Here is an 18,847-nt window from a genome sequence, read left to right as displayed (position 1 = left end):
AAAACTCCTGAGGGGACGATGGCCGGCACTGTATTGCGCTCTTGCGCGGCGATAAAATCCCGCGACGGGAATTGATTTGTTCTCCAGGAGCAAAGATGGGCCGGCGCTTCGATCATCTCGGCGACGTGGAAACCTTCATCGCCGTGGTCGAGCACGGCTCGCTCAGCGCCGCCGCGGTAGCGCTGGCGACCACGCCCTCGGTGGTCAGCCGCGCGGTGGCGCGGCTGGAGAACCGCCTCGGCGCGCAACTGCTGCGCCGGACCACGCGCCGCCAGGGTCTGACCGAAGCCGGCCGGCTGTATCTGGAACAGGCGCGCGCCGCGTTCGCGCAGATCGACGAGGCCGAGCGCGCGATCCAGGGGCAGGGCGGCGAACTCAGCGGCCGGGTGCGCCTGAGCGTGCCGACCACCTACGGCCACTACCGTCTGCCGCCGCTGTTGCGGCGCTTCGCCGAGCGCTACCCGCGGGTGCGGGTCGAACTCAACATCGCCAACCGCAACGTCGATCTGGTCGCCGAAGGCTTCGATCTGGCGGTGCGTCTGGGCCAGTTGCCCGACAGCGGTCTGGCCGCGCGCAAGCTCGAAGACGCCGCGCTGTGCGTGGTCGCCTCGCCCGATTACCTGAGCCGGCGCGGCGAGCCGCGCACGCTCGACGAACTGGCCGCGCACACCGTGCTGCCGTTCGAGATGCCCAGCACCGGCCGCATCGCCCAGTGGCAATTCCGCGACGGCGGGCGCGATGTCGACTGGACGCCCGAATCGCCGCTGCGGGTGAGCGACGACGTGCTCGGCGCGGTGTCGCTGGCCGAACACGGGCTCGGCGTCTGCCAGAGCTACGACTTCGTCGTCGAAGGCCGCGTGCGCGGCGGACGCTTGACCGAAATCTTGTCGGATCTGCGCGGCCGCTCGCGGCCGTTCTCGTTGATCTACGCGCCGCACCGGCGCTTGTCGGCGGCGTCGCGCGCCTTGATCGATACGCTCAGCGGCGAAAGCTGAGCGGCAGTTATCCGTCTCGCGCGAAAAACCGTGCGCTGAGTATCACGATTACAAGTCGCGCGCCCGTCGGCACAGCGCATCGGGTATTTGGTCAGCGGGCCGCGAAGGCTCGCGGCGCCGGCGCGCTCGCGCATCGTCGTGGACGCGTCCGCGCGATACGCATGCGCACGTTCGCGTCGCGCCGCGCGAACCGCAACCGCACTCCCGCAGTCGTCGTATCCATGCATCGCCGTCGCCGCGCGCGCCGGCGCCGCGCTTTAAACAACTCTTAAAACCCCGCCGTTAGCGTCGTGGCGCGCGTTCGCGCGCCGCGTCGGTCTTCCGCTGTATTTCTTCCCCACCCTCAGGACACTCCTCCATGCGCATCGCCCGCATCGTTCCCTTGTTGTTGCTTTCGCTTCCCGTCGCGGTATCGGCCCAAGTCCGCAAAGAAGGCGAGGAGCGCGCCGACATGGCGCCGTCGAACTGGAGCGTCGGCATCGCCGCCGGCACCCGCAACGAGTTGTACGCGGGCGAAGGCAACCACACCCGGGTGATCCCGTTCGTCGGCTACGAGGGCGACCGCTTCTATTTCCGCGGCATCAGCGCCGGCTATCACCTGATCAAGCGCGAGGACGTGGTGGTCGACGTGTTCCTCGGCGGCCGTCTCGACGCGATGGACGCCAAGGACTTCGGCCGGCGCGAGCTGCTCAAGCGCGGCATCAACCGCGACTTGCTGTCGGACCGCGACGACAGCGTCGACGCCGGCGCCTCGGTGAGCTGGCGCGGCAGCGCCGGCGAAGTGCAGTTGGAAGTGAAGGCCGACATCCTCGACGTCAGCGGCGGCTTCCAAGCCGACGCGAGCTACCGCTACCCGATGCAGGCCGGCCAATGGCTGCTGACGCCGGCGGTCGGCGTGACCGTGCTGTCCAAGGATCTGGCCAACTACTACTACGGCACCTTGGACAAGGAAGTGCGCCGCGGCGTGGTCGACTATCGCCCGGGCAGCGCGACGATCCCGTACGTCGGCCTGACCGTGGCGCGGCCGTTCGCGCAGAAGTGGCGGTTCATGGCCAACGTCGGCTATCAGGTGTTGCCGGACGAGATCAGCGACAGCCCGCTGATCGCCGAGGACACCGACGGCGTGGCGCAGGCGTTCTTCGGCGTGGTGCGCAGTTTCTGACGGCCGGCCGGCGCGCGCCCGAGTAGGGCGCGCGCTGGGATTTGAGCGAAGGAACGAGCGAAGAGAAGCGAGGAACGAGTAGTTCCCCGGCCCTCACTCGTTCCTCTTCGCTCGTTCCTGGGATCCGACCTCAGTACAACGGCGTCCCCGCGTTGTAGGCCTCCACGAACGCCTCCCAATCCAGTTCCACCTGATCGGCGTACGAAAACGCGAACGCGCGGATCTCCGACTTCAGCCCGCTCTTGCTGACGACCGCATCGCTGACTTGCTTGTCGATGCTGTAGCTCACCACCGCGCTGTCGTAATCCTGATCGGCCAAGGCGTGCGCGCTGGCCAGCGCTTGGCCCAGATAGCCGGCCGCGGTGTTCAACTTGCCCGCGCTGTCGAGCTTGGCCGGGTCGAAGTCTTCTTGGAACGGCGACTTCTCGTGCACGTAGAACGGCAGCCCGCCGACGCTGGCGTGGCCGATCAGCACCTCGGCGTTGCTCACCTGCGCCTTGGCCGTGCGCGCCACGCGCAGGCCTTCGTGACTGTCGTAAGCGCTGGCCGGCAAGCGGCCCGGCGCGGCCGCGGCGACGGCGCTGACGGCTTCTTGCTTGAATTCCAGAATCACATCGTCGGAGGTCGACGCGCTCGCGCCTTCGACCAACACGTAATAGCGCGCGCGGCCGAGGCTGCCGACGCCGGAGCCGAGCTTCTGGCGCACGTCCTTGACCGTGTAGAACGCGGCCGGATAGCGCTTGGACGAAGCGATCGACGACACGTACCCGGCCATCGCCGACGTCACGCCGCTGTAGGTCGCCGCCGGCACCGCGATCAGGTTCGACAGCGCCTGGAACTTGCGCGCGCCGCCGCTGACCGCGGTGTACTTCGACAGCAGTTTGTCGCGGGTCTTGCCGTCGGCGGCGCCGATGGTGTCGTCGACGACGCCGGTGGTGGTGTCCTTGGTCAGGCGGAACGTGCTCTCGCCGCTGGTGCCTTTGAAGTCGTTCATCTGATCGACGTAGGCGCCGACCAGGGTGTCGACGGCCGCGCCGATGTCGCTGTCGCTCAGGCCGTTGTCGTGGCCGGCCAACACCAGACTCGCGGCGAGCCGGCGCAGATCCCACACGTATTGGCCCAGGTAACCTTCGTCGAAGTCGGCGACCTTGAACACCGCCTTGCCGCTGCTGTCGCGCGAGGCGTCGAAGTTGCCCAGATGGGCGTCGCCGCCGATCCAGGTGTAGCCGGTTTGGGTCGTCGCGTAGGCCGAGGCCGGCAGGGTCTTCATGTCCTGGAAGAACAGGTGCGCGCTGCCGCGGTAGAACGCGAACGCGCCGCCGGCCATGGTCGCCAGCTTGGTGTCGAGCTCGCCGCTGGCGGTGGCGGCGTAGGGATGGTTGTGGTCGTGGATCTGCTGCACGACCCAGCTCTTGCGCGCGCTGGCGGCGTCGGCGGGAACCTGGGCGCAGGCGGCCAGGACGAGGGCGAAAGCGAGCAGCGAGGTGCGGGGCGAGGGCATGCGCGATCCTTGAACGAGGGGCCGCGCGGGCACGGCGGCGCAGCCGAGTCGAGCATCGGCATGTGTCAGGCGCATGACCCGGCCGAGGCCGAGACTGGCGCGGCGGCGCGAAATGCGCTTGCATGGCGGTCTGGACCCGTACGGAACAAGGATGCTCGGATGAAACGACTGCGCCGGCTCGCGCTGATGCTGTTCACGCTGGCGGCGCTGGCCGCTGCGACGTTGTTCGTGGTGGTCCAGCCCGGCGTGACGCCGCGGCCTTCGACGCCGCCGGCCGCCGACGCGCAGCGCCTGCGCGAGGACGTGAAGCGGCTGTCGGTGGATTTCTATCCGCGCAGCTACGACCGGCCGGAGAATCTCGAACGCGTCGCGACCTATCTGCGCGCCGAATTCGAACGGGCCGGCGCGCGCGTCGGCGATCAGCCGGTGATCGTGGAAGGCCAGACCTATCGCAACGTCGTCGCCCGCTTCGGCCCCGACACCGGCCCGCTGCGGGTGATCGGCGCGCACTACGATTCCTACGCCGACACCGGCGTCGACAGCGGCGACCCGCGCGGTTACTCGCCGCGCACGCACACGCCCGGCGCCGACGACAACGCCAGCGGCGTGGCCGGCTTATTGGAACTGGCGCGCATGCTCGGCCGCGCGCCGCCGTCGCGGCCGGTCGAGCTGGTCGCCTACACCTTGGAAGAGCCGCCGCATTTCCGCAGCGAACACATGGGCAGCGCGTGGCATGCGCGGGCCTTGCGCGCGCAAGGGCGCGAGGTCGAATTCATGCTGTCGCTGGAAATGATCGGCCGCTTCAGCGACCGGCCCGGCAGCCAGACTTATCCGGTGCCCGGCATGCACCGCTTGTATTCGGACCGCGGCGACTTCGTCGTCGTGGTCGGGCGGATGGGCGACTTCGGCCTGACCCGCAAGATCAAGGCGGCGATGGCCGGCGCCACGCCGCTGCCGGTGCATTCGATCAACGCGCCGCCGCTGCTGGTGCAGGGCGTGGATTTCTCCGATCACCTCTCGTACTGGCGCGAAGGCTTTCCGGCGCTGATGATCGGCGACACCGCGTTTCTGCGCAGCCGGCGCTATCACCAGCCCGACGACACCTACGAGACCTTGGACTACGCGCGCATGGCGCAGGTGGTGCAGGGCGCCTACGCCGCGGCGACGGCGCCATAGCGCCGCGCCGCCGCGGAATCAATCGATGCGGTAGACGCGCGCCTTCGGCATGTCTTCGTCGACCTGCAAGAACCAGCGGCCGGCCACGCCCGGCACCACCACGATCTCGGGCTTGACCATCGGCTTCTTCAGGCTCATGCGGCCCTTGAGCACCTTCCACTGCTGGCCGTTCTCCAGCTCGAACACGGTGCCGGGCTCCCAGCCCGCCACGTCGTGCTTGAGCCGACTCTTGATCGGCTCGTCGTTGAGGCCGATGAATTGGCCCGCGCCCGGCGCGCGTTCGCGCGGAGCGCCGGCGCCGACCTGCGGGCCGGCGTCTTCGGCGTCGGCCGCGGCGGTCGCATCGGCGCCGCGCGACGCGCCGTCCTCGGCTTCGCGCAGCATGCGGTTGAGCTTGGCCAGTTGTTCGTCGCTGAGGCCGACCTCCTGCAACTGCTGCGCGCTCAGCTTGCGCTCGATCTCGACATAGGGTTTGCGCGCCTGGGCGGCGAAGGACAGCGCGAGCAGGAGCAACAGCAGGGACGCGAGCTTGAGCGGACGCATGGGGGATCGCCTGGAAATCGCTGGGAGAGAAGGGGCGCGGGTGGACAGGTCCGGTGGTAGAACCGCCACCGCGCGGCTCCGCGCAATTTATGGCTGTTCCGTGACAATCCCGAGACAGCGGCCGCGGCGCGGCCTTCGCGCAGTCGGCGGCCGTCGCAGAGCGCGGCGGCACCGGGCGTGACCGCGGCCGGAAAGCGCAGGTGATCGCGACGCCGGTGCGGGCGCGACCGCGATGGCCCGGGTTCAGCGCGCAAGTCACGAAGCGCGGCGCCGATGTCCACCGCGGTCGCGGATCGCGCAACCGCCGCGCCGCGCGTGCGCGCGGTCAAACTTCGCCGCCGCGGCGCTTGGCTAGCGTGGGGGGCCGTCGATCCGGCGGCGTCAGGAGGACAGCCCCATGATTTCGCGCATGAAGCACAGCTTGAAGAGCGGCGCGGCCGCGTTGTTGCTCGCCGCCGCGGTGTTCGCGCCGACCGCCTCGGCCGAACCGCACACCAATTTCGTCTACGGCAGCGGCGCTTGGGCCGACCAGACCACGGCCACCGTCATCGCCATCAATCAGGCCATCACGGTTTGCCAGCAGTCCGGCGGCAGCGTGCTGTTCGGCTACACCGTGGTCAGCGCGCAATACATCCACCCCAATTGGGGCGTGACGGTGGCGATCCGCTGCCAGTACCCCTGAGCGCGACCCACGCACCGCGCCGCCGTCGTGGCGGCGCGGTGCGCGGCGAGCGCCGCGTCGTTGCGGCGAGGGACGCGCGCGACGTTCGCCGCTTGCGCCGAGCCCGGCTCAGACCCGCCAGCCGAGCACGTTCCAATGCCACATCGCCACCGCCGCCAGCGCGAACGCGGCGACCGCGGCGAAGTGGCGCGACTTGCGCCAGAAACCGAACTCGCGCGTGCGCAGCGCCGGCCACAGCAGCGCGATGTCGGCCACGGTCAACGCCAGCGGCAGCGTGCCGAACCAGATCGCCAGACGCAGCAACGTGCCCGGGTAGCTGAACACCGCGGCGCTGCCGGCGCCGGCCAATTGCAGGAACGCGGTGGCGAACATCGCCGCGAACGCGAGCCACGCCGCCGCGCTGGCCCCGAGCCAGAAACTGCTGCGGCGCGCGCCCGCGTCCTGACCGCGCGGCTGGCGACGGCGCAGCCACTGCCCGGTCAACACGCCGAGCGAGACCAGCGCGCTCAGCGCCAGCAGCGCGTACAGCGCGTTCGCACTGTCGAGCGGGCCGGCGCGGTCGAACACGTCGTGGCCGTACGGCGAGACGAAGCCGGTCACCTGGCCGTTCTCGCGCAGAAACACCAGCCGGTCCGGGCCTTCCACCGCGCGGAACACGTCGGGCTTTTCCGCGACCCAGCGCGTGGTGTCCTCGCCCGCGGACAAGGTCAGATAGCCGTCGGCGGCGACGCCGACTTCGGCGTTGCTCGCGGTCAGCAACTTCTCGAAGCGGCGATAGTTGCGCCGCTCGCCGAGGTAGCGCCCCAGATACGGTTTCGCCGCCGCGGCCGCATCGGGGCCGGGCACCGGCGCCGCGGAAGGCCGCGCGCGTTGGAAGTAATGCTGCAACAGCAATCCCGGCAACTCCGCGGCCAAGCGCCGGCCGCTGTCGGTGTTGGTGGACACGAACACGCCGAAGCCCAGTTCCGGCACCGCGACCAGATTCGAGTGGAAGTACAGCGTCGCGCCGCCGTGCTCCAGGCTCAGCACCTGCCCGTAACGGTGGCGGAAGAAACCGTAAGACAGGCCGGTCGCGTCCGGCGCGGTGGCGAACAGCGGCGCGCCTTCGAGCTTGGCGAACGCGGACGGCGGCACGATCGCGCGGCCGTCGAGTTGGCCGCGGCCCAACAGCATGCGCAGATAACGCGCCATGTCGGCCGCGTCGCTCGACACCGAACCGGCCGGCGCGAGCTGGGCGATGTACTCGAACCCGCGCTTAGCGAAGCCGCCGCTCTTACGTTCGTAGCCCTGCGACCACAGCCCGGCGAACGCGGCGCCGCTGTCGCGCGGATCGTGCTGGCCGAGCGGTTCGCGGAAGGTGGTGCGCCGCATGCCCATCGGCTGGAACAGGTCGCGTTCGATCAGCGTCTCGAACGGCGCGCCGGCGACTTGCGCCAGCACTTCGCCGAGCAGGGCGACGCTGTAGTTGGAGTAGACCGCATGCGTCCCCGGCGCGCGCACGCGCGCGGGGCGGTGGCGCTGCAGGTAATCGGCCAGAGTCAGCGCGCGACGCGGATCTTGCGCGAACAAATGGCCGAATGCGGAATCCTCGTAACCGGCGGTGTGGGTGAGCAGGTGCCGCAGCAACACCGGCGGATAGCCGTCGTCGGGCAGCTTGAGCGCGGCGGGCAGGTAGTCGTTGACCGGCGTATCGAGTTGGAGCTTGCCCGCGTCGATCAGCTTCAGCGTTTCCAGATAGGTGAAGGTCTTGGACACCGAGCCGATGCGGAACAAGGTGGCATCGGGCGTTACCGCGCGTTGCGGCTGTTGCGAGGCCGAACCGTAGCCGCGCAGCAACAACGGGCCTTGCGCATCGACCACGGCGACGGTGACGCCGGCGATGCCGTAGCGGCGGCGGTAGGCGTCGACGACGCCGTCGACGTAGGCGCCCAGTTCGGCGGGATCCAGGCGTTGCGCGGGCGCGGCGGCGGGCGCCGGCGTCGCTGCGGTCGGCGCAGGTTGCGCGACGGCGGCCGCGCAGACGAGCGTCGCGGCCAACAGCAGGGAACAGCGGAGACGGGACAAGCTCATGGCATCCTCGGCGAATCGGCGGTGGATGGGTGGAAGGACGCGGCGGGCGCGGGAGCGCGCGACAACAGCCACACGCCCCAAGTCAGCAGCGGCGCGACATACACGGTCAACAAACCGTACGACAGCCAGCGATAACCGCTGGCGATCAAGGCGATCAGCCCGATCCGGTCGGCCAGGAAGATCGAACCCAGCAGCAAGGCGGCGGCCAGGGCCAGACGCGCGCGCGCCGGCAATTCGTCGCCGCGCCGCGCGCGCCATGCCGCGGCGGCGCGTTCGTTGATCGCGTGCACGGCGCCGGCGCCGCTTTCCAGCAACGCGCTGAACACCATCAGCTGGAACAGGGCGTGGAACCACGGCAGGTTCAAGCGTTGCAGCAGATAGTCCGACGGCAGCGTCTGCGCGGCGATGGCGGGATAGAACGCGGTCATGCAGACGAAGAAGGCCAGCGCCGGCAGCATCGCCAGCGGGCCGGCGATCAGGCCGGCGATCACGGCGTCGCGGCGGCGCAGGAAATGCCGCGCCACCGGCAGGATCACCACCGCGCCGACGAGGTTGTAGCCGGCATAGGTCAGTCCGTCGGTGAACCAGCGCGCGCCGGCCGGCGCCGGCGAGGCGGCGAATGCGGCCGCGATGCGGTCGCCGAACGCCGACAGCGCCAACACCGCGAACAATGCGTACACGCCGTAGAGGAAGAACGACACCCACTTGAACAAGCGCTCGACCGATTCGTTGCCGAAACAAACCGCCGCGGCGATCGCCGCGACCAGACACCAGGTGCCGGCCAGCGGCGGCCAGCCCAGCAGCGATTGCCCGATCGCGCCCGCGGCGGCGCCGAACACCGCCAACAACACCATCAGCAAGGCCAGATAGGCCCACTCGAAGGTCCACCACAGCGGCCCGAGCAAGCGCCGGAAGAAGCTGCGGTAGTCGAACGCGCGCAAGGTTTGCGCGAGGGCGAAGGTGACCACGCACACCGCGCTCCACAGCGCGGTCGCGACGGCGATCGCGTACACGCCGCCCCACGGGCCCGAGGGCAGGAAGAACTCGGCCAGCTCGCGTCCGGTGGCGTAGCCGCCGCCGATCACCACCGCTTTGAACGCGAGCCCGGGCAGCCAAAAGCGCTGGAAGCGCGACGCCGTCGCGCCCGTCGCGGTCATGACCCGGCCACGCAAGACAGGGCCAACGCGCGCAGCGCCGCGCCGCCGCGGATCGGGTCGGCCACCGGCAAGCGCAGGCGCGCGCGTTCGCTTTCGATCAAGGCCTGCGCTTGCCCGGCATCGAGGTGCGAGGTGTCGAGGCTGACGCCCGCGCAGCGGATCGCCGGATTGGTGCGCCGGCCCAACGCGAGATTGAGCGCGATGGTTTCTTCGATGCTCGGCAGCGGGTAATCGGGATAGCCGAGCATGCGCTCGCGCCCCGGCCGATGGCAGACGACGATGGCGTCGGGCTGGCTGCCGTGCAGCAGCGCCAGCGACACGCCGGCATAGGCCGGGTGCGACAGCGAGCCTTGGCCTTCGATCACGTCCCAATGCTCGGCGCGGTTGTCCGGGCTCAACCACTCCGCGGCGCCCGCGGCGAAGTCGGCGACCACCGCGTCCAGCGGCAGGCCGCGTCCGGCGATCAGCACGCCGGTCTGGCCGCTGGCGCGGAACGTCGCGTCCACGCCGAGCGCGCGCAGTTCGCCGGTCAGGCTCAAGGCGGTGTATTTCTTGCCCAGCGCGCAATCCGTGCCGACGGTGAGCAGGCGCTTGCCGCCGCGCTTGCGGCCGTTGGCGACCGGCAGTCCCGGCGGCGGTTGGCGCACATCGATCAGACGCCGGCCGTGGCGCGCGGCGGCCTCGCGCAGTTCGGGAATGTCGTTCAAGCGCTGATGCAAGCCGCCGATCAAGTCCAATCCGGCGTCGAGCGCTTGCAGCAGCGAGGGCAGCCACGCCGGCGGAATCACGCCACCGACGTTGGCCACGCCGACGACCATCGCGCGCGCGCCCGACGCATGCGCTTGCGCGGGCGTCATCGCCGGCAAGTTCAAGGACACGCCCGCGCCGGGCAGGGCGAACTCGCCCACGCAGAGCTCGCGCGCCCAGTCGCGCAGGCCCAGCGCGGTCTTGGCGAACGCGGGGTGTTCTACGTCGCCGAGGAACAGCAGATAAGGCTGAGGCAGGTCGAGCGAGGCGAGAGCGGCGGGCGTAGCGGTTTCGGCGGGATTCGGCATGCGGACATTCCGTTGTGGGGGCCGGTCGGCGCTAGGCGGCGACCGTTGGGGCGCGAGGGGAGGTTTCGATCGGAATCGGTGGCGGGCGAAGCGCGTCGCGGCCGGCCCATGGATGGATCGAGAACCGGTATCGAAGCGGATGGAGCGGCGGATCAGAACCGCAAGTCGAACTCCAGGCCGACCGTGCGCGGCTGCACCCGGTTGACGCGCCATTCCACGACATCGCCGGTCGCCGCGCTTCTGACCGGCGACAGTCCGTTGACGTCGCGTTCGTTGGTCAAGTTGCGGACGTAGGCGCGCACGGTCCAGTCGTCGCGCGAGACATCGGCGTTGAGATTCAACTGGCCGCTGGCGGGCAGCGGCGCGACGTTGGGATTGCTGTCGACGTTGGTCTTGCGCTTGCCGATCCACTGATAGCTCGCGCCGATGCGGCCGTTGTAGCCCGCGCTCCACTCGAAGTCGTAGTCGGCGCTCAGCGCGAACGTCCAGCGCGGGATGCCCGGCAGCGTGTCGCCCGGCAAGCCGCGCAGCGAAGGCGCCGCGTCGACCAGATACGCATCGGTGAACGAGCCGTTGAGGCCGATCCGCAAGTCGGGCGTCAGCTTGAACGCCGAAGTCAGCTCCACGCCGCGGCTGCGCGCCTTGCCGCCGTTGGCCGCGTAGCTGATGCCGTCGCGGGTGGATTCGGACAACTGGATGTCTTTCCAGTCGATCAGGAACGCCGCCAGGTCGATCGAGGCGCGCTGGTCGAAGAACAGCGATTTCCAGCCGATTTCGTAGTTCACCAGGCTGTCGGAATCGACCGTCGGCGGCACGCCCGGCACGGCGAAGTTGGGGCCGCCGGGGCGATAGCCGCTGGCGATGCGCGCGTAGAGCATGCTGTCGCGGTCGAGATGCCAGCGCGAACCGAGCAGATAGGTGGTGACGTTTTCCGAGGAGCGCCCGGACGAGGTTCCCGGAGCGAGCAAAACGCCCTCGGTGACGATCTGCTTGAAGTCCTGTTCGTTGCGGGCGTGGCGCAGGCCGACGGTGATGTCGAACCTGTCGCTGAACTTGTAGGTCGCGTTGCCGAACAGCGCGCGCTCGGTGTAGGTCGAGGGGATTTCGGCGACGGCCAGCGAACTCAGTCCCGGGATCGACGCGCCGGTCAACGTCGCGGCGCCGGCTTCTTGGTGGTTGTCCGAGGTTTCGCGGGTGTAGAAACCGCCGATCATCCATTCCAGTCGGTCGTCGGATTTCGAGACCAGACGCAGTTCCTGGGTCCATTTCTCCAGTTCCAGTCCCAGCGAGAATTTCGACAGCCCGGGCGCGGCGCCGAACAGCGGAAACACGGGGCCATAGATGCGGCTTTCGTCGGTGATCTGATCGGTCTTGGTCTTGGAGTAGCCGGTGGCCGAGACGAAATCGGCCCAATGCAGATTCCAGTCGAGCGTCGCGGCGAAGAAGTCGATCTTCTTCTCGAAGCGTTCCGGCGCGAGTTTGGCGACGCCGTCGCGGCCGTACACCGGACGGCGAGCGGCGTCGAGCGTGCCCAGGCTGTTGTCGTCGGAATCCACGGTTTGATGCAATCCCGTCAGTTTCAGGCCGACGTCCTCGCTGGGTTGCCACAGCAGCGACAGGTGCCCGCTGTGCTGGCGGGTGTCGTTGATGTCCTTGCGGCCGGTGAGCGCGTTGTCGATCCAGCCCGGCGTGCGTTCGTCGGCGAACGAGGCGCGGATCGCGAGCTTGCCCTCGATCAGCGGCGCGTTGAGGCCGGCGCGCGCGTTCCAGCCGTTGCCGCCGGCGCCCGCGACGCTCGAAACGCCGGCGCCGACGCGGCCTTCGAAGGTCTGCAAATCGGGATCCTTGAGCACGTACTTCAGCAAGCCGCCCATCGCGCCGGCGCCGTACAGCGTGCCCTGCGGGCCGCGCAGCACTTCCACGCGCTGGATGTCGTAGGGCAGCAGGTCGAGCACGAAGCGGCTGGAGCGGGCGAAGTTGCTGCTCGAACCCAGCGGCGTGTCGTCGAGGTAGGTGCCGACCACCGCGCCGGCGCCGATGGTCGGAATGCCGCGCAGCGACACCGAGGTCTGGCCCGGCGAGCCGCCGTTGCTGATGGTCATCGCCGGCAGGTAGCCGTTGAGGTCGGACAACTGGGTGACGTGCTGGTTCTCCAGTTGCTGTTCGTTGACGACGCTGATCGAGGACGGCACTTTGCGCGCGTTCTCGATGCGCTTCTGCGCGGTCACGGTGACGGTGTCCAGCGTCGCCGACGGTGCGGGGCGCGCTGGGCTTTGCGCGGCGGATGCGTCCTCGTCGGATGCCGCCTGCGCCGCGGCGACGCAGCTCACCGCGGTCAAGGTCAGGGCGATGGCCAGCGTCAACGCGCGGCGAGGATGGCGATGGAGGACGGCGCGCGGCATGGTGATTCTCCCCGGACTGCGGATGGCGTGGATGGAGCGACGGATGCGATAGCGTTGTGGGCGAGCGTTTCGACGCCTCGATGGGGCGCGACTCAACGCCAGACTTGCCCCAGCAACCGGCGGAAATTGCCGCCGAGCACGGCCTCGATGTCGGCGTCGCTGTAACCGCGGCGGATCAGCGCTTCGGTCAGTTCGAACATCTTGGTCGGCCGGTCGAAGCCTTCGATGTCGATGCGCTCGCGAAAGCCGTAGCTGGCCTTGTACGACGCCTTGAGCGCCTTGAGCTGATCGGCGGGCATGGCGTCGTAGCCGTACAGATCGGCGTCCGAGCCGATGCCGACGTGTTCGATGCCCACCAGCTTGGCGACGTGATCGATGTGATCGACCATCGTCTCCAGCGTGGTCGGCTCCTTGGCGCCGACGAACATGCGCACGCCGGTGATGCCCATCACGCCGCCCTTGGCGGCGAGCTTGCGGATCGCCTCGTCGGTCTTCAGCCGCGGATGATCGTTGAGCGCGCGGCAGTTGGAGTGGGTGATCGCGATCGGCCCCTTGGCCAGTTCGATCGCGTCCAGGGTGGTGCGGTCGCCGCAGTGCGAAACGTCGATCAGCATGCCGACGCGTTCCATCTCGGCGACGATCTCCACGCCGTAGTCGCTGAGCCCGCCGTCCTCGCGCTCGGTGCTGCCCGAGCCGATCACGGTCTGACTGTTGTAGGTCAGCTGCGCGCAGCGCAGGCCCAGGCCGTGGAAGAACTTCACGTCGCTCTTGGCGCGGAAGTGCTCGGCGTTCTGCACGCCGGAGATCACCGCGATCTTGCCCTCGCGCTTGGCCCGGTCGAGGTCCTCGGCGCGTCCGACCAGGGCGAACACGTCGCTGCGGCGCGCGAGCAGGCCGTGCCAGCCGGCCAGATACTCGGCCACGCGCTCGCGCGCGTCGGCGCCGGTCAGGCCCCAAGAGTTGTGGAAGACGCCGATGCCGCTGAGGCGGAAATCCTCGATGCGGCGCTGATCGAAGTCGTGCGCGTAGATGTCTTCGCGCATGTCCAGCCGCAGCGGCGCGAGCATGTCGATCACCAGCGCGCGTTCGACGATGGCGCGGGCGCGCGGCGAGTAGCGCTTGAGCGTGTCGCGCGCGGGCCGCATCGGCGCGGCGCCAGCGGCGGCGAGGGGCAGGGCGAGCGCGGCGGCGGCCGCGGAGGCTTGCAGCAGACGGCGACGGCTGAGGCGGACGGAGGAAGTCGTCATGGGTGCGGTGCCTGTGTCGTGAGTGAGGAAGGCGCGGTTTCGGACGCGGCGTCGGCGAGCGGCGCGGCGCCGCCCCAGACCTCGTCGGGGCAATCCACGAAACCGTCGCGGTAGCCGACCGCCACGGCGCGGTCGGCGGCGATGAAGGTGGGGCCGTCGAGATCGACCAGATCGCAGCGTTGCCCGAGCACGAACGCGGGCGCGGCCGCCCAACTGGTGCCGAGCATGTTGCCGACCATGCAGCGCAGGCCGAGCTCGCGCGCGCGTTCGGCCATCGCCAGCGCTTCGGTCAGGCCGCCGCATTTGTCGAGCTTGAGGTTGACCACGTCGTAGCGGCCGGCCAGCGCGTCGAGTTCGTCCAGGCCTTGCACGCTTTCGTCGGCGGCGACGGCGATGGGGCAGTCGAATCCGTCGAGCGCGGCTTCGTGGCCGCGCGGGAACGGCTGTTCCAGCAGTTCGACGCCGTGATCGGCCAATGCCGCAAGCAACGGCGCGATGCGTTCCGGCGCATAGCCTTGGTTGGCGTCGACGATCAGGCGGACGTCTGTGCGCGCGCGCCGCGCGGCGCGGATGCGGGCGATGTCGAGTTCGGTATCGCCGTCGAGCTTGAGCTTGATCAAGCGCGCTTGCGTCAGCGCGAGCGCGCCGGCCGCGACGCGCTCCGGCGCGTCGGCGCCGAGGGTGAAAGCGGTGAGCAGCGGACGCACGCCGCGCAGGCCGGCCACTGCCCACACCGGCCGGCGTTCGCGCTGCGCCTGCAGTTCCCACAGCGCGCAGTCCACCGCGTTGCGTGCGCCGCCGGGCGGCAGCAGCGCGCGCAGCGCGTCGCGGTCGAGGCCGGCCTCGATGAGGTCGCGTCGCGCTTCGAGCGCGGCGCGCATCGACTCGGGTTCGTCGTCGAGGTAGTACACGCCGCTGGCCTCGCCGCGGCCGCGATGGCCGTCGGCGTCGGTCAGCGTCGCGACCAGGGCGGGCATCGCCTCGAAGCGGCGGCCGGCGATGGCGAACGGCGCCTTCAGCGGCAGCGGTTCGATCGCCAGCGACATCCGCAGGCGGGGGCGTGGGGGCATGGGCGGCCTCGTTGAAAATCGCTGAAACGAAATTTTCCGAATCAGAAAATTTAGTTTCGATTGAGTCAAGATCGGCCCGACGAGCGGAGCCCGGCGCGCGGTTTTGGCGAGAAATCCCCTGTCTTTCATGCTGCACTGCAGCGAAAATCCCGGGCCGACTGATGCGCCGCACGCCTCGGAATGCGCGAAACCTCGCCCGGCGGCGGTTCGTGCGAACATCGCCGCCCGTCTTGGCCGCCGAACCTCGGCCGGCCTGTTTCCCTGCGGATACCGCCACGCCGATGAGCGACGCTTTGCGATCCCTGCTGGACGAACTCGACGCCGATGCGCAATGGCGGCATCCGCGGCGCTGGCGCGAGCGCGCGCAGCTGCAAGACCGGATCGAACGCCTGAGCCTGCGCTTGGGCGCGGACGACGCGGCGCTGCGCGAACGCGCCGAAGCCGCGCAGGCGCGATTGGACGCGGCCGACGCGGAGTCGGCGCACGCGCTGCGCGCGCGCATCCGCGCCGGCGAGGGCGCGCAGGTGCTGCGCGAGTGGCGCAGCGAATCGCCGCCGCAGGCCGACGGCGAAGGCTACGATCCGTTCGATGCGATGCTCGCCGCGGTGCTGGATCTGGCCGAACCGCAAGGCGAAATCGCCGCGCCCGCGCCGCAGACGGTGTTCTATCAACCCACGCCGGCGCGGCACCTGCTCGACCTGTTGGCGCGCTTGGGACTGCGCGCGGACGACGTGCTGATCGACTTGGGCTCGGGCCTCGGCCACGTGCCGCTGCTGGCCGCGGCCTGCACGCCCGCGCGCTGCATCGGCATCGAACACGAAGCGGCTTACGTCGCCAGCGCGAACGACTGCGCGCGGGCGCTCGGGCTCGCGCGGGCCGAATTCGCGCACGCCGATGCGCGCACCGCGGACCTGTCGGCGGGAACGGTGTTTTACCTGTACACGCCGTTCACCGGCGACTTGCTCGCGCAGGTGCTGGAACGCTTGCGCGCGCTGTCGGCGCGGCGGCCGCTGCGCATCGCCAGTCTCGGGCCGTGCACGCCGGCGCTCGCGGCGCAGCCGTGGCTGCGCGCGCGCGACGCCGAGTGCGTGGCGGATCGGATCGCGGTGTTCGACGCCGGCGCGGTTTAGCGCCGGCGCTCAGGCGGCGGCGAGCGCGGCGGTGCCGGCGCGGGGTTCGGCCGCGCGCACCGGCGAGGCCAAGGCGGCCGCGACCAGCAGCGCCAGCGCGAACCAACAGGCCAATTCATGCAAGGACCGCCGGCGGCGCCTCCTGCGCTCCGGATCGCGTCCGGCCAGCTTGAGCCGGTACAAGCGATCCAGCCGACTGGGATCGCGCGAAGGCGCCCGCGGCCACGTCTGCGCCTGCGGCCCCTGCCTCCGGGCGCTGCGTTCCGCGATCGGCGGCTCGATCGAGAGCCGCGCTGCGCCATCGGCGCGATATCCATTGCTCAACCCGTCCATGTCGTCCTCCCCGCCGTCCTCTCGGCTGGTCCTTGCATGCTGATGACAACGCGGCCGCCGCGAGGAGGCGGACAGGCCGCGGCGCCGCCCAAGCCGCGGGCGCCGAACAGGTTCAACGCGCCGCGACGCCGCGCCCGGCCAACGTCGCGGCCGCGGAGTACTCTGTTCGCCTTCGCTCCCGGGAACTCACCCATGCTCATCGACGGCGCCTGCCACTGCGGCAACATCCGCTTCGCCCTGGAGTGGAGCGGCGAGGCCGACGACATCGCCGCGCGCGCTTGCGACTGCAGCTTCTGCATCAAGCACGGCGGGGTGTGGACCGCGCAGGCCGGCGCGACGCTGCGCTTGCGGCTGAGCGACCCGCAGCGGGTGTCGCGCTACGCGTTCGGCACGCACACGGCCGATTTCCTGGTGTGCGCGACGTGCGGCGCGGTGCCGGCCGTGGTCAGCCGGATCGAAGGGCGGCTGTACGCGGTGGTCAACGTCAACGCCTTCGAGAATCTGGAACCGGCGCGGATCCGGCGCGCGCCCGCGTCGTTGCACGGCGAGACCGAATCCGCGCGGCTGGCGCGGCGTCAGCGCAACTGGATCGGCCAGGTCGAACTGGTCGAGGGCGCTTGAACGCGCCGTCGCGACCAACGACTGGAGTTTGCGAGATGCCGGACCCGCGTTCGCTGTACTTCCACGAAGACGACGACAGCCAGATCGAGCTGCTGCCGCTCGCGGCCTGGGCACATTGCGAGCGCACGCTGGCGCAGCTGCACGATTTCGCCGAAGCGCACTTCGACGGCTCGGGCTATACCGATCTGATGGTGCGTCCCGAAGCGCCGCAATCGCTGGGCGATCTCGGCTTGGCGATGGAACCGGTCGAAGCGGCGGCGGCCGCGCGTTTTCCCGCCTATGCCGAGGTCTGGACCGGTTATTCCTCGTCGCGCACGCCTTGCCCGATGTTGCGCGCCTGGGGCGAACACGATTTCGCCTTGTTCGCCGACCATCGCGAGGGGCGGATCGAGGCCTTGTGGCTCTCGCACGAGCGCTGGGCGCCGGAGCAGGCGCCGGCCATCGCCGCGTTGCTGCGTGCGTTGCCCAAGTCCGGGGAGTTGTTGCTGGTGGATTGGCCCTGGGGCCATCTGTTCGCGCTGAGCGATGCGCCGGCGCTGGAGCGCTGGCTGGCGGAGCGGACCGCACCCTGGGAATAAGCGGCCGAAGCGGCCTGTAGGCGGGTCGCAAACCCACGAGTTCTGTTCCGAGAGCGACGCCATCATACCTCAGGCCGCCGCGACCCGCGCTGAAGCGCCGGCGCGGGGCGATGCGCCGATCCGCCCGCGCAGGCGTACCATGCCGGCTCGTTTTCGCACCGGCCGCCTGGGGAGGCCGCCGGGTCCGCGGTCCGCTTCGGTCTTTCTTCCATCCACGTCGATACCGGCGCCGTTGCGCGGCGCGCGGAAAGGAGCGTCGATGCCGTCGGTTTTGTCCGAGTTCGGGTATTCGCTGGAAGTGCGTCGTTGGTGGCGGGCGCTGTCGCGCACGCAGCGGTCGGAACTGGTGCGCAGCCGCGTGCGCGATGAGGCGCGCGATCGAGCTATCGAAACCGGTCGCGCGCTTTCCCGCGAAATCCAGCGTTCGTCGCGCCGAGAACCCCGCGTACGCGACGAAGACCCGCGCCATTGGAGCGAGCGCGATTACTACGAGTATCGGTTGGATCGAGCGCCGCCTCTGCGGCATTCCTGGCGGTTCGATGTCCGGCTCCGCTTATGCTGGCACTCCGCGCCGAATCTTCTCGCTGTCGTTCCAGACGCTTGGGACGGTATCGATTGATGAGACGCGAGGCGGCGATCCCGTTTTTTCCGCAACACGACAGGAGCGACGATGACTTCGATTCCCGCACCTTATGCCGTTACCGCCGACGCATTGGCCCAGCGCTGGTGGGTCAGCTTGTCCGGGCGCAATCGCGACGCGCTGATGCGCAGTTGGGCCGACGACGAGCGCGCCGATCCGTTGCGGCGGATCGCGCGAAGGACCGCCGATTACTTGAACGATTGGGTGATGGAGTACGAACAGCCGCGCGATCCGATCGCGCGGGAGTTGCTGCGGCGCGGGGCGGCGGCGTGCCTGCCTTGCGTCGAACCGGCGGGCTGGAGCTGGGGGATGCAGGATCTGTACGAGTACCACGTCGGACATGCGGACATTTCCGGCCGGAGACTGGATCAGGGCGACTGTTGGGACAACGCGTTGCCCGAGACGCGCATGGGGCGTGAGCCGACCGAGACCGGAATTCTGGCGTCGGGATCGTGGTGGGCCTTGTAGGTTCAAGACTTCGAGCC

Annotated in this window: 18 protein-coding genes; 9 read left to right on the top strand and 9 right to left on the bottom strand. The window is 69.7% G+C overall.

All coding sequences use genetic code 11. The annotated features are described in order from the left end of the window. Positions 1-95 precede the first annotated feature (95 nt). Positions 96-995, top strand: coding sequence for a LysR family transcriptional regulator (locus tag J5226_RS22100; RefSeq protein WP_215837036.1), 900 nt, complete (start codon positions 96-98; stop codon positions 993-995). 358 nt (positions 996-1,353) lie between these two features. Beyond that, positions 1,354-2,157 carry a MipA/OmpV family protein gene (locus tag J5226_RS22095; RefSeq protein WP_215837034.1) on the top strand — a complete coding sequence of 268 codons (804 nt, stop codon included), beginning with the start codon at positions 1,354-1,356 and terminating at the stop codon, positions 2,155-2,157. Between the two features lie 130 nt (positions 2,158-2,287). Here the strand turns inward: J5226_RS22095 and J5226_RS22090 are convergent, their stop codons facing one another. Next, complete coding sequence (locus J5226_RS22090) at positions 2,288-3,658, bottom strand: DUF2252 family protein (RefSeq protein ID WP_215837032.1); 1,371 nt, start codon at positions 3,656-3,658, stop codon at positions 2,288-2,290. A gap of 159 nt (positions 3,659-3,817) precedes the next feature. On the opposite strand from J5226_RS22090, the gene J5226_RS22085 reads away from it, so the two are divergent. Beyond that, positions 3,818-4,834, top strand: a complete 1,017-nt coding sequence (locus tag J5226_RS22085; RefSeq protein ID WP_215837030.1) for a M20/M25/M40 family metallo-hydrolase — start codon at positions 3,818-3,820, stop codon at positions 4,832-4,834. An 18-nt stretch (positions 4,835-4,852) separates the two neighbouring features. On the opposite strand, the gene J5226_RS22080 is transcribed toward J5226_RS22085, so the two are convergent. Next, complete coding sequence (locus tag J5226_RS22080) at positions 4,853-5,377, bottom strand: hypothetical protein (RefSeq protein WP_215837028.1); 525 nt, start codon at positions 5,375-5,377, stop codon at positions 4,853-4,855. Between the two features lie 397 nt (positions 5,378-5,774). Here J5226_RS22080 and J5226_RS22075 point away from each other — a divergent pair, with 397 nt between their 5' ends. Beyond that, the gene (locus J5226_RS22075) at positions 5,775-6,059 is read left to right on the top strand and encodes a hypothetical protein (RefSeq protein WP_215837026.1); all 285 of its coding nucleotides are present in this window, start codon (positions 5,775-5,777) and stop codon (positions 6,057-6,059) included. A gap of 108 nt (positions 6,060-6,167) precedes the next feature. On the opposite strand, the gene J5226_RS22070 is transcribed toward J5226_RS22075, so the two are convergent. The 6 genes from J5226_RS22070 to J5226_RS22045 all read right to left on the bottom strand — a co-directional run bounded on the left by J5226_RS22070 (position 6,168) and on the right by J5226_RS22045 (position 15,060). Then, the gene (locus J5226_RS22070; RefSeq protein WP_215837024.1) at positions 6,168-8,123 is read right to left on the bottom strand and encodes a serine hydrolase domain-containing protein; all 1,956 of its coding nucleotides are present in this window, start codon (positions 8,121-8,123) and stop codon (positions 6,168-6,170) included. Between the two features lie 2 nt (positions 8,124-8,125). Continuing rightward, positions 8,126-9,286 (bottom strand): hypothetical protein, encoded by a 1,161-nt coding sequence (locus J5226_RS22065; RefSeq protein ID WP_215837022.1) that lies wholly within the window; start codon positions 9,284-9,286, stop codon positions 8,126-8,128. Continuing rightward, on the bottom strand, positions 9,283-10,341 hold the full coding sequence (locus J5226_RS22060) for a DUF1611 domain-containing protein (protein ID WP_215837020.1): 1,059 nt from the start codon (positions 10,339-10,341) through the stop codon (positions 9,283-9,285). The genes J5226_RS22065 and J5226_RS22060 overlap by 4 nt, the downstream gene beginning before the upstream one ends. Before the next feature lie 152 nt (positions 10,342-10,493). Then, positions 10,494-12,743 carry a TonB-dependent receptor gene (locus J5226_RS22055; RefSeq protein ID WP_215837019.1) on the bottom strand — a complete coding sequence of 750 codons (2,250 nt, stop codon included), beginning with the start codon at positions 12,741-12,743 and terminating at the stop codon, positions 10,494-10,496. 92 nt (positions 12,744-12,835) lie between these two features. Next, positions 12,836-13,990, bottom strand: a complete 1,155-nt coding sequence (locus J5226_RS22050; protein ID WP_255322889.1) for a membrane dipeptidase — start codon at positions 13,988-13,990, stop codon at positions 12,836-12,838. Continuing rightward, on the bottom strand, positions 13,987-15,060 hold the full coding sequence (locus tag J5226_RS22045) for a dipeptide epimerase (RefSeq protein WP_215837017.1): 1,074 nt from the start codon (positions 15,058-15,060) through the stop codon (positions 13,987-13,989). The genes J5226_RS22050 and J5226_RS22045 overlap by 4 nt, the downstream gene beginning before the upstream one ends. A gap of 281 nt (positions 15,061-15,341) precedes the next feature. On the opposite strand from J5226_RS22045, the gene J5226_RS22040 reads away from it, so the two are divergent. After that, positions 15,342-16,190: a class I SAM-dependent methyltransferase gene (locus tag J5226_RS22040; RefSeq protein ID WP_215837015.1), complete on the top strand. Its 849-nt coding sequence runs from the start codon at positions 15,342-15,344 to the stop codon at positions 16,188-16,190. Positions 16,191-16,199: 9 nt separating this feature from the next. Here the strand turns inward: J5226_RS22040 and J5226_RS22035 are convergent, their stop codons facing one another. Next, on the bottom strand, positions 16,200-16,523 hold the full coding sequence (locus tag J5226_RS22035; protein WP_215837014.1) for a hypothetical protein: 324 nt from the start codon (positions 16,521-16,523) through the stop codon (positions 16,200-16,202). Between the two features lie 192 nt (positions 16,524-16,715). Here J5226_RS22035 and J5226_RS22030 point away from each other — a divergent pair, with 192 nt between their 5' ends. The 4 genes from J5226_RS22030 (at position 16,716) to J5226_RS22015 (ending at position 18,830) form a co-directional block, all read left to right on the top strand. Continuing rightward, complete coding sequence (locus tag J5226_RS22030) at positions 16,716-17,144, top strand: hypothetical protein (protein WP_215837013.1); 429 nt, start codon at positions 16,716-16,718, stop codon at positions 17,142-17,144. A gap of 35 nt (positions 17,145-17,179) precedes the next feature. Beyond that, positions 17,180-17,722 carry a hypothetical protein gene (locus tag J5226_RS22025; protein WP_215837012.1) on the top strand — a complete coding sequence of 181 codons (543 nt, stop codon included), beginning with the start codon at positions 17,180-17,182 and terminating at the stop codon, positions 17,720-17,722. 259 nt (positions 17,723-17,981) lie between these two features. Then, positions 17,982-18,341, top strand: coding sequence for a hypothetical protein (locus J5226_RS22020; RefSeq protein WP_215837011.1), 360 nt, complete (start codon positions 17,982-17,984; stop codon positions 18,339-18,341). A gap of 51 nt (positions 18,342-18,392) precedes the next feature. After that, positions 18,393-18,830 carry a hypothetical protein gene (locus tag J5226_RS22015; RefSeq protein WP_215837010.1) on the top strand — a complete coding sequence of 146 codons (438 nt, stop codon included), beginning with the start codon at positions 18,393-18,395 and terminating at the stop codon, positions 18,828-18,830. Positions 18,831-18,847: the final 17 nt, after the last annotated feature.

The sequence above is a fragment of the Lysobacter sp. K5869 genome (assembly GCF_018847975.1).
Lineage (GTDB): Bacteria > Pseudomonadota > Gammaproteobacteria > Xanthomonadales > Xanthomonadaceae > Lysobacter.
The sequence above is the reverse complement of the archived record's forward strand: the minus strand, read 5'-3'. Positions and strand labels throughout refer to the sequence as shown.